This is a genomic window from Laspinema palackyanum D2c, assembly GCF_025370875.1.
Classification (GTDB): domain Bacteria; phylum Cyanobacteriota; class Cyanobacteriia; order Cyanobacteriales; family Laspinemataceae; genus Laspinema; species Laspinema palackyanum.
Map to the genome: position 1 here is coordinate 1 of NZ_JAMXFD010000058.1, position 10,207 is coordinate 10,207.

11 protein-coding genes and 1 pseudogene are annotated in these 10,207 nt (G+C 43.8%); 8 read left to right on the plus strand and 4 right to left on the minus strand.

The genetic code is table 11. The features are described 5' to 3' along the window. The 3 genes and pseudogenes from NG795_RS28075 to nrdJ form a co-directional block, all read left to right on the plus strand. Positions 1 to 550 (plus strand): annotated as a pseudogene (locus NG795_RS28075) (hypothetical protein); the annotation flags it as partial. A 157-nt stretch (positions 551 to 707) separates the two neighbouring features. Then, complete coding sequence (locus NG795_RS28080) at positions 708 to 932, plus strand: hypothetical protein (RefSeq protein ID WP_367291894.1); 225 nt, start codon at positions 708 to 710, stop codon at positions 930 to 932. A 39-nt stretch (positions 933 to 971) separates the two neighbouring features. Further along, entirely contained in the window at positions 972 to 4,511 is a 3,540-nt protein-coding gene (nrdJ, locus tag NG795_RS28085) for a ribonucleoside-triphosphate reductase, adenosylcobalamin-dependent (protein WP_367291895.1), read from the plus strand. A 73-nt stretch (positions 4,512 to 4,584) separates the two neighbouring features. Here nrdJ and NG795_RS28090 read toward each other — a convergent pair whose 3' ends face one another. From NG795_RS28090 to NG795_RS28100, 3 genes are all read right to left on the minus strand, one after another. Next, complete coding sequence (locus NG795_RS28090) at positions 4,585 to 4,800, minus strand: hypothetical protein (protein WP_367291896.1); 216 nt, start codon at positions 4,798 to 4,800, stop codon at positions 4,585 to 4,587. A 280-nt stretch (positions 4,801 to 5,080) separates the two neighbouring features. After that, positions 5,081 to 5,578 carry a hypothetical protein gene (locus tag NG795_RS28095; RefSeq protein ID WP_367291897.1) on the minus strand — a complete coding sequence of 166 codons (498 nt, stop codon included), beginning with the start codon at positions 5,576 to 5,578 and terminating at the stop codon, positions 5,081 to 5,083. A gap of 182 nt (positions 5,579 to 5,760) precedes the next feature. Continuing rightward, positions 5,761 to 6,327: a hypothetical protein gene (locus NG795_RS28100; protein WP_367291898.1), complete on the minus strand. Its 567-nt coding sequence runs from the start codon at positions 6,325 to 6,327 to the stop codon at positions 5,761 to 5,763. A gap of 757 nt (positions 6,328 to 7,084) precedes the next feature. Here NG795_RS28100 and NG795_RS28105 point away from each other — a divergent pair. The 3 genes from NG795_RS28105 to NG795_RS28115 all read left to right on the plus strand — a co-directional run bounded on the left by NG795_RS28105 (position 7,085) and on the right by NG795_RS28115 (position 8,507). Continuing rightward, positions 7,085 to 7,300, plus strand: coding sequence for a hypothetical protein (locus NG795_RS28105; RefSeq protein ID WP_367291899.1), 216 nt, complete (start codon positions 7,085 to 7,087; stop codon positions 7,298 to 7,300). A 503-nt stretch (positions 7,301 to 7,803) separates the two neighbouring features. Next, the gene (locus NG795_RS28110) at positions 7,804 to 7,983 is read left to right on the plus strand and encodes a hypothetical protein (protein ID WP_367291900.1); all 180 of its coding nucleotides are present in this window, start codon (positions 7,804 to 7,806) and stop codon (positions 7,981 to 7,983) included. An 11-nt stretch (positions 7,984 to 7,994) separates the two neighbouring features. Then, positions 7,995 to 8,507 carry a DUF1993 domain-containing protein gene (locus NG795_RS28115; RefSeq protein ID WP_367291901.1) on the plus strand — a complete coding sequence of 171 codons (513 nt, stop codon included), beginning with the start codon at positions 7,995 to 7,997 and terminating at the stop codon, positions 8,505 to 8,507. Between the two features lie 375 nt (positions 8,508 to 8,882). Here NG795_RS28115 and NG795_RS28120 read toward each other — a convergent pair whose 3' ends face one another. Further along, a complete protein-coding gene (locus tag NG795_RS28120; protein ID WP_367291902.1) occupies positions 8,883 to 9,236 on the minus strand; it encodes a hypothetical protein in 354 nt (117 codons plus the stop codon). A gap of 307 nt (positions 9,237 to 9,543) precedes the next feature. Between NG795_RS28120 and NG795_RS28125 the strand changes: the two genes are divergently transcribed. Next, positions 9,544 to 9,720: a hypothetical protein gene (locus NG795_RS28125; protein ID WP_367291903.1), complete on the plus strand. Its 177-nt coding sequence runs from the start codon at positions 9,544 to 9,546 to the stop codon at positions 9,718 to 9,720. Between the two features lie 102 nt (positions 9,721 to 9,822). Then, positions 9,823 to 10,155, plus strand: coding sequence for a serine hydrolase (locus tag NG795_RS28130; RefSeq protein ID WP_367291904.1), 333 nt, complete (start codon positions 9,823 to 9,825; stop codon positions 10,153 to 10,155). Positions 10,156 to 10,207 lie beyond the last annotated feature (52 nt).

The following is a 10,207-nucleotide window of genomic DNA, read 5'->3' on the forward strand; positions in this document are numbered from 1 at the left end:
CTTTTGTTTTTTTGTCATCAAAATCCAATTTAATTGCCATCTTTTTTACTTTTTTAAAAATGAGCGAACCGTAAGTCTGAGTCCTAATGGTCAAGATTCTTCCCTGCTCAGTCAAGAACATACTGAATTTTCTTTGACGAGCGCCTGGAACAATGAAGAGTTTAAAAGTGAATTTCTCAGTCAAGTCTCTTCAGCCGGTCTCCAAACTTTAGCCCTTTTTAATTACAGTCCAAATCCAGGGACGGCAAGCAGTTCACTTGATGAATTTCTAGCTTTTCAAATCATTCGGGGATTGTATAGATTAGCTGGGGCAATTGGTCAGCAAAATAATATTAATCCATCGCCGATTTTGGATTTATTAATTCCCCAAGCTAATGCTGGATTAACGCAATTCTTTACTGAAGTCAACACTAATAATCCAGCAGCCATTGGTGCTATTGCTCATGTCTTTACTCGAATGAGTCAGGGTTATCTTCCTCCTGTCTTTGTTGACCCCACTAATTCTACTGAACTCTATCAGCGTTGGGTTCAAAGTTGGGGTCTTGATTAATCTCCACTTTGAGTTATAATTGACTTTGAGTTTTGATTGATTTGGATTGTTTGCTGTTACATAATCCTCATTTCTTGAGGGGTCATTCCCCTCAAGTTTTTTTGTACTTTATCTCAAATTCCACATGAAGATTAAACCGCTTGTCAACTCATTAACTGTGCAAATTGCTGTAGTTGATTTTTTGATTGATTGTACTTACATCATTGAATCTGCTCTTAATTCTGGAGAAATCACTACTAATCATTTATTGGAAATTGTTCGTCGTTTTTTGTTTGCTGCTGGTATTATTTATGGTAGAAGTCGCGCAAAAACTGTTCTTTATTCATCTAACCACCTTCCTGGGTATAATAAAGAACAAGCTGAATCTTTAGCTCATGATTAAGTTTTTTATTTTGTTCCTTTAATTCTTCTCAACTACACTATGTCATCTCCTTACTTCCACAACTCTCACACTTTTCTAAAAACAGAAACAGAAACAGAAATAGGGAAAAGAGCCGAAACATTTCCAGAAACATTTCCAGAAACAGCACCGGCAGCGAATCCAGTATTTTTCAGGACATACAGCAGAAGAAAGGAAGAAGGACGCGAAAGTTGGTCAGAAGTATGCGAACGCACGATTACAGGATTAGAGAAACTGGGCAATCTCAACTCAAATGAGGTACTTCTCCTGAGCCAAATGCAACAAGAACTGAAAACTTTATCATCAGGCAGATGGTTGTGGATTGGCGGAACTGAGTGGATTGAACGCCCGGAAAACTATTCTGGGGCATATAACTGTTCATCAACAAATATCACTGATTGGCGTTCATTTGGATTATTAATGGACCTGGCCATGATGGGATGTGGAACCGGCGCAGTCCTGGAACCTAAATATATCAATCAGTTGTCGCCGATTCGGAACCGACTCCAGATTACTCTTCAAGGTGAAATTGGTTTGACGCCCCGGGAACGTCGTCGTCAAGAAACTGAGGTGACCTTTGATGACAATCGGGTGTTGATAAATGTAGGAGATTCCCGAAATGGTTGGGTAACATCTTATCAAACTCTCTTAGAACTCTCCACAGATGAACGCTTCAATTCAACCGTTCAAGTCATAGTGGATATAAGTGATATTCGTCCATCTGGAGAACCGCTTAAAGGATTTGGAGGAATTGCTAATCCAGTAAAATTAGCTGGACTTTATGAGCGAGTTGCCTCAATTTTAAATAAGGCGCATGGACGACAATTGAATTCAGTTGAATGCTCTTTACTTATTGATGAAGCAGCAAGCACAATAGTAGCCGGAAATGTGAGGCGAAGTGCTGGAATTAGACAAGGAGACAGTTTTGATGAATTGTTTGCCCATGCCAAGGCGAATTTATGGCAACAAGATGAGGTAGGTAATTGGCGAATTGACCCAGAAAGAGATGCACTTAGAATGGCAAATCATTCAAGAGTATTTCATCATAAACCCAGTTTACAAGAATGTATTGATGCAGTACGTCAACAATACTATTCTGGGGAAGGAGCTATTCAATGGGCGGGTGAAGCCGTTGCCCGAGCTAGTTGTGATTTAATGCCAGACAAAGAAACTAAACTAGAGTTTTTAAAAGCATATAATCAGGGTCAAGCATTGCAATGGATAAGCGCTCACTATCCAGAAATGTGTCCTCAAGAGGTAGAACATCGGTTAGGACGTTATGGGTTAAATCCCTGCGGTGAGATATTATTAAACGATAATCACTGCAATTTAAGTGAAATACACCTCAATCAAATAGACCCAGAAAATTGGGAAGAACAACAAAAAGCATTTGAAGCGGGGGCTTTAGCAGTAACAGTTTTACTACATCACAAATTCCAGGAACCTCGTTATCAATATAGCGGCGAAATTGACCCCATTGTTGGTGTCTCCTTTACCGGATTATTTGATTTCTTCGTCAATGCTTTTGGAATAGATTGGTTAAAATGGTGGGAGGCAGGAAGGCCAAAAGAATGGGGAATCACAGGAAAAACAACTCAATATTATTTATCTGATTACTTCAAACAGAAAGAAGCAGATTATCTGAATCGGTGGCAGGAAATTGTTGAAAAAACAGTATGGGATTATTGCGATCGCCACGGATTACGTCGTCCAAATCGGTGTACTACAGTCCAACCCGCAGGATGTCTGGATAGAACAGCGTTGCGAATCTTCGACCAAGGTTTACTTTATGCCGATGAAGTCGTTGCACCAGATAGCGGTGAAACAGTTGGTTTGGGTTTGACTGTGCGAGATGGTATTGCCGCAGATACAGTGATTGCCAACCAACCATTAAACCTTGTAAAAGTTACGCTTAAAAACGGGCGTATATTGCGGATGACTCCAAACCATCGACTGTCGGTTGATGGGGAATGGGTACGGGCTGATGCGCTCCAAATGGGCATGGAAATTGACTATTCTCTAGGAGAATACTGCAAGCAAGAGGAGGCTCTACTACTTGGTTTAAATCCTTTGCAATATACCCGTGACAATCGGAAGCAACTGGTGGGTCATGGGCGTGGTATTTTGACTCAGGAAATTTCTACACCTCAGACCCTCAATCCTGAACTCGGTTACTTCATCGGTTGTCTGTTTGGGGACGGAGCAATCAGCAAACATAAAAATCGCATCCGGTTTGCATTTAATGCTGAAGAATTGGATTTGGTTGAGCGTTTGCAAACAATCGCCCAGAATTGCTTTGGCTTAACGGGGTCAGTTTATTACGACCCTCGCAATCGTAACTCGCGAGGTGAGTTATCCTTTGCGTCCAAACAATTGTTTGATTGGTTTAGCCTCAATGGTTTGATGAAACCCCTTTGCGCCAACCTCGACCGCATTCCCCAAGCAATTCGACAGTCATCACGAGAAACGATTTTATCATTCTTCTGTGGTTTAATCGATACTGACGGGTGTGTAAGGAAGCAAGGCAGTCTCTCTATTGATTCAGCCAATGAAGCATTCATCCGTAACCTGCAACAAGTGGGTGAAGCGGTTGGTCTATGTTTTTCAATTTTCCACAACACTCAAGGTAGTAATCTCCAACAGGAAAAGAATATGTGGGGGCTGTGCCTGAGTCGGATGTTTTCCCAGCCATCTACTTTGGCTTACCTCAATACCCATAGTCGTAAATGCGGACTTTGCCCTTTGCCTCAACCAAAGCGGCAATTTGCTTTCCGACCCTACCAAGTAGTAGCAATTGAATTTGAAACCGAACCCGATTATAGCTACGACTTTGCTGTAACTGGAGTAGATGATAATGATTCCTGGTACTGGCAGGGAGCTTTGAAATCCCACAACACTAAATCTTTACTGACCGGGGCATCTCCAGGATGGCATCCACCAAAAGCGCAACGGTTTATTCGACGAATAACTTTCGGAAAAAATGACCCCGTTGCTTTAGCTTGTATCGATTACGGTTATAGCGTCATTCCTTCCCAATCGGATAAAGATGAAAAGGGTAATCTACTCAATGACCCATTTGACCCAAGGTGTTCGGAATGGTTAGTGTCCATTCCAATTGCTGTGAGTTGGGCAGATTTACCCGGTGCTGATTCCATTGATATTAGTCAATTTAGTGCTTTGGCTCAAATGGACTTTTATCTAAATGTTCAAGACAACTACGCCACACATAACACCTCTGCCACTATTGAATTCCGTGAATCTGAAATCGAGCTATTAGGTTCCAGAATTTATCAAGCCATTCAAAATGATGAAGGTTATGTTTCGGCTGCCTTACTCGCTCGATTTGATGACCGGGAAACCTATCCGCGTCTTCCCTTTGAACCCATTGATAAAGCCGAATATGACCGTCTCAGTGCCGAGGTCTTAGTTCGTCGCAAAACTGATGATTTTAAAAAGGCACTCCAACACTATGACCTTGGTGAAGTCCTCGAAGCTGGACCTGCCGGTTGCGATTCCGATAAATGTTTCTTCCCTGACAAGCAACCTGAATCTTCTAACTAATATTTTAAAAAAAAACCTCCTAATTAAATAGGAGGTTTTCTGATTTTAACGAGAAATAAAGCCTGTCAGCAGCTTAACTTAAATTGCTGTTAGTTTCAATCAACTTGACATTGACTGTAGCAGGAGAAAAGTCTAATTCTTCTCCTTCATCCAATGCCCATTGCTTGAGGAGTTTATCTTTTTCTGGTTGAGAAAGTTTTGACAATTTTTCCTCGGTCATATCGAAATCTTCTAAATCCAAAATTTTATCTCGAAATTTAGCTGAAACTTTTAACACCAACTTAGTCATTATCAACTCCCTCCAAGTTTTTCCTCGATGTAATAGTGAAAGTTTAACCATTCAGAATCAGTTAAGGAAACTGACAAAAATTGGTTAATTATTTCAGCATCCAAGTGATAAAAAATCCGGGTATGTAGTCCATAAACTGGAACCGAAGTTATAGCCGATTGCATAGTCCATTCGTGTCCAACTTCGACAGCCTTCAAACACACCTGTCTCAATTCTTCAAGAACAGGTATATCTAAATGCTCAAATCGGTCTGTGAATTGAATCAATTTGTTAGGTAAACTCATCTTTTCCATTCATCGTAAATTTCATTCAATGCCGAAGCTAAATCCACCAAATAATTAGAAGATTTCCCGGTAGATTTTAAAGCTTCGAGATAATTAGATTCTTTTCTCCAGAATTTGATTAATTCACCTCTTTCTGATTGTGTTCGCCATTGTTCAAAAGAATTCCTTAATGTTTCGGGAATTTGTTGTGTCAAGAAATAGGCAACAATAGAAATACTCATTTGCATTTGTTGTTTAATCAAGTGTTGTTGACACCAGACTGAGAACTCTAACCATTCATGGGAATTCAAATCAGAAGCCCACCAAGCATCATAAAAAATGTCAGTCTGATTATCTGGATTAAATTCTGAATAATCAAAACTAGAGATTTTCAATTGATATGCTGCTTCAGAAAAAATAACAGTATCATGGGTTTGGTCTGCCTTAAATGCTGCATAACTTGCAATGGCATTAAGTTTGATTAAATCTGAATCAGTTAATTTTCGGTTAGACAAGATGGGACCGAAAAAATTTTCTACATTCAATGAACAATCGGATAAGGATGGGGGTTTTCTCATTTTGATTAATGATGTAATTGTTTAGGGCGATAAGTTGGCATGGGCAAGCGTTCCTGGCTTTGCGCTGCTCTTACTTGGATGGAGATCGCAGTACAGAACCAGGAACAGTACAGTTTGGGTTATGGAGAAGCCGACCGATTCCAAGCCACTCGATAGGGTGTAACGTGGGGGAATTGGGGACTGGTGTAACCCAACTCTCGGTCTAGGATTGCCAGTCTTGCCCATTCTTCAGGAGTTCCACCTTTAGTTTTGAGTTGATTGAATAGTTGTTGTCGGCTGACCGTGAGACTATTTCCCAAAACTGCATCGGTTGCGTTAGGTGATTCGCCACGACCGCCCAAGACTGCATCGGTGGGTCTGGGCTGGTCCGACGCTCGGATTCTAGGTTTTGGTTTTGCTGTTCCTGTTGGTTTTGCACAAAATGCTTGATTTTGGTTAGCAAACTCTTTAGCTTGGTTATAATCCAGAAATAGAGCTAAACTGCCATCGGGTTTATTCAGGATTGATGTACCATAGCCTAGAGTTGCATCTGTTTCTGGGCAACAAATTTCTTGACTATCATAAACTACATAATAACCTTGTTTTTGATAGCTTTCAATATCTTTTGAATCAAACAAACTAAGACGAGCATATTCTGACCGCCAATAATTTGATGTTTGTTTTGCCCATTCAGCAAATTCTGACATTTTATTATCCTGATTATTTGCTCAATTTTTTCCTCAGTTTCTTTTCTAACTGGAATTGAGTAAATTGAGCCCTCCTTATCTAATTAAAGAAATTTTCAACCAATTAAGCGAGAGCTAAGTTTATTATAATTTAACCTTAATTAATTCCACAAGATTTGGATAAAATTTAGTCATATTTAAGGTAATTGTAAAATAAAAAGTTTAATGATGAGCTATTTTTATACATTAGAGAGAAGTGGTTGAATAGAAATAAGAAGAAATTGTGGTGGTAGAGATAAGTGAAAACGAAGAAAGTGATAATGGTACAAAGCAGGTGACCAGTCTAAGCAATCAATGTTCAACCGCTGCTGTTTCTACGAAAGCAACTGATAGTTGTCATCCACTATAACCGATGGAGCCGAGAAAGCTGGCATCGCTATCGATATAGGATTTTTAGTTGTTTTTGTAAGTGCGCGATTGCCTACGGCATAGTTGGTGCTTATCGTACTCGTCAAGTTGCGGGTCCCCGGGTCAAGTTAGAGGTCGCTAACGTCGAGTTGATTCATATTTGTGGAAGCCAGTCGCCTAGTCGAATTGATTTACTGGGTCAAGGCCAATCGCTTTCGTTAGCGATTACTCTGGTCCTATTGTGGTCCCTGGTTGAGTTGCTGATCGCCTCGTCCAGTCGATTCACCGGGCCAAGTTGGCGATCGCCTAGTCGAGTCGATTCCTTCTTGTTCAGGGGGCTCACCTAGTCCAGTGGATTCACCGGGTCAAGTTGGCGGTAAGCGCAGCTATGCCGGAGGCGATCGCTTTTTTCGAGTGGGTTCATTCTGGTTCAGGCCAATCGTTCGTTCGAGCTAATTCACCGGGTCAAGTTGGCGATCGCATCATCGATGAGCGAGCACATCTTCGAGTTGATATCCGTCTAGCTGAGTTGCTGCCCTCAGTGAGTTGCTTCCTTTGGTCAAGTTGCGATTACCTGGCCGAATGACCGATCGCTCCCGTTGACTTACCGATCGCTTGGTCAAGTTAATTCGTCGGGTTCACTTCCCAATCGCTAGGTCGAGTTAGTGATCTCTCTGGTGGAGTTGATTCAGCAGGGTGGGGCTGATTGCTTTGGTTGAGTTGGCGCTCGCTTGTTTGAGGGTGATTGCTCTGGTGGAGTTGATGCCCCTCTAGCTGCGTGCGTTGAGTTTGTGACTGCCTGGGTTTGAGCCGTTGATGTTCTTGTGTATCGTTGGCCGAATCGTGTTTGCCTGAAGTGCTTGACGAGCGCTCTTGTTGGGGTTCGATGGGTTGGCAGTTGCTTTCTTAGTGGGCGGTGATGGGTTCCGAATTGTCCTCCGGTCGATTGGTGGCGATCGGCTTTAGCTCAGTCAGTGGCGATCGGCATGGCATTTTTGTCAGTTGTGATGAAGATATGCCAAAACACTGACATTGTTGCCAGTGCCTTCTAGGAAGAAGAACTTCCTACCTGAAATCTAAGCGAGGTGGATGAGTCACGGACCCATCGGCGTGAGGCGGTTTGCCCTGACCAGGGGCGATAAGTCTCTGCTACAATCTCAGAAACCGCTTCCGCTCTTAGAAACTCGGCGGCTGATGCGATCGCCACGCAACGGGATGCAGTGGAAGCCGGGAGTCAAGTTGGTTGCGATGACCCGACCCTTGCATTAACAAAGCGCAAAATGTCAAGTCAAAATATAGATGCAATCACCACCCTCTTCCAAAGCCGCCTAACGACTCTCGAACACCTCCTAAAGTTAGCCCAGAAGCATTTCGGTGATAGCGAGTCGTTTCTCGACCAGCGGATTGCGACTGATATGCTGCCTTTCGGTACGCAGATAGCTTTTACCTGCAATCAACCTCGCAACTTTGCTTTATGGTGTAAAGGCAAACCGATGGATAATCTCGATCCACAAGTCACCTCTGTCGCGGCAGCATACGAACATATAGCGAATACCCAAGCACTCCTTTCAAACATTGACGCCGAAGATGAAAAGCTCAATGAGTTGGTCCGCATCGACCTCAGCCAGGGCCGTTACATCGAGATGTTCGGTCATGCCTATGTCCACGATTTTCTAATTCCCAACTTCTACTTCCATCTGGTTACGGCTTACGATATTCTTCGCATGGCTGGCGTACCCATTGGAAAGCAAGATTACATGATGCACTTAGTTCCATTAATTCAGAAAGCATGAAGCCTTCTGATGGTTATGTCGCCATTCAAGGCGACAACAAATTTAAGTTGCAGCCGAACGAATCAGGTGATGTGAGTTGAGGGCAAACAGCTAACCCAATCGGGGAAACCCTAACCGTTAGTAGTCGGTGCGGTTAGTCTTGGATTGGTCTTACTTGCACCGGCGCAGGTAGACTTGGCTGGAGAAGCGGTAAGCGAAATGCCGTAGGCTTTTCCCATTGCCGGGATGCAACCTGTTAGATAGACTCCTCCAAACTGGCAGGCGATCGCTTCCCAGACTGCCGGTCCCTACACTTTACGGATATCGGTTCAATTGGCATCGTTCCCACAACGACCTGGGATGCGATCGCCTTTCCCAAACTCTCAGAACTGCCACTTATCCAACAAACCCGTTCCCAGATGCGATCGCCTCTAAACTATCGGAATGGATACTGGCGGGCCTCTCCCAAACTATCTCCCAAACTTTCAGGACCGACAGTTTACGGGTGAACATGACCCAGATGCGGTAAGCGGAGCTATCCCGTAGGGAATCGCCTTCCCTCGAATCCAACCCAGATGCACTGTTCCCAAACTGTCCCCCCTCAAAGTTATCCCCCGAACACTGACCGGATGCCGGATGCGATCGCCACCCAGGATAACTGTCAGAACCGGCACTTATCCGACGAACACCGACAAACACCGGCCCCAATGCTTTCAGGCGATAAGCCCCTTCCCGGCTGACATCCTGCACACCCTGCAACCAGCACGGATAAACTCGGTCTCGGTCAAATTGATTCGCCAGAATTTCACCCGCAGCGAATTCGCTGGGAATAGAGATGCTCCCGCCAAGTTACCTCCCCGGGCAGATTCACCAGCCCCAGGACTCGGGTAGATTAGGAGCATAAGAAAAACAAACACCAGTTAAGACAGACCGCGCAGGTCTTTTTAAAAATCAATATAAAAGACAATCCCGCTAGACTAGCTCTGGCGGGATTGTTGCGTTGGGATGGCAGCAACTGCATTCTAAAATCGCAGAAGTCTTAGCACTAACAGTTTCCATGACAGAACCCGATCGCCTCAACCTCCTCGACACCGACTACGCCGCCCTTGTCGCCGGTGACTACGACCCCAACCTAGAACAGTTGATGAAAGATGCGGTGCTGCTGACTCGCCTCGTCGGATTGCCGCAACATAGGCCCCTAACGACAGAACAGACTGGCAAGCGTTTGAGATGATTTGATGAGACGATTTGAAAGAAACTGGGAGGAGCAGAATGAAGCGAGCGCCCATAAGCATTGGTGCTCAGTTACAATCTCCGCGACTTCCCGGCCTGTGGAATGGAAAATCTCCAGTCAATTCTTGAATCCATCCAACCCACTTACAAATTACCCGCTCTGGCTGTGGCCCTTGTTACTAGCGAAGGGATGAGCGCAATCGCTGCGGTGGGCGATCGCAAGTATGGCAGCGGCATTCCCCTCACCGTTGGCGATCGGTTCCATCTGGGTTCTTGCACTAAAGTAATAACTGCCACGTTGATGGGGATATTGCTAGAAACCGGCACAACGTTGCAATGGCAAACTACCCTGCAAAAGCTGCACTCACCGCCTTCGGTTGACAAAGCAAATGTAGACAGAAGTAGCTATGCATCCCACATTCCGCAGGTAAAATAGGAGAGTTGAGGAATATTTTAAAACCATGACAGACATAGCATCTGACATCATA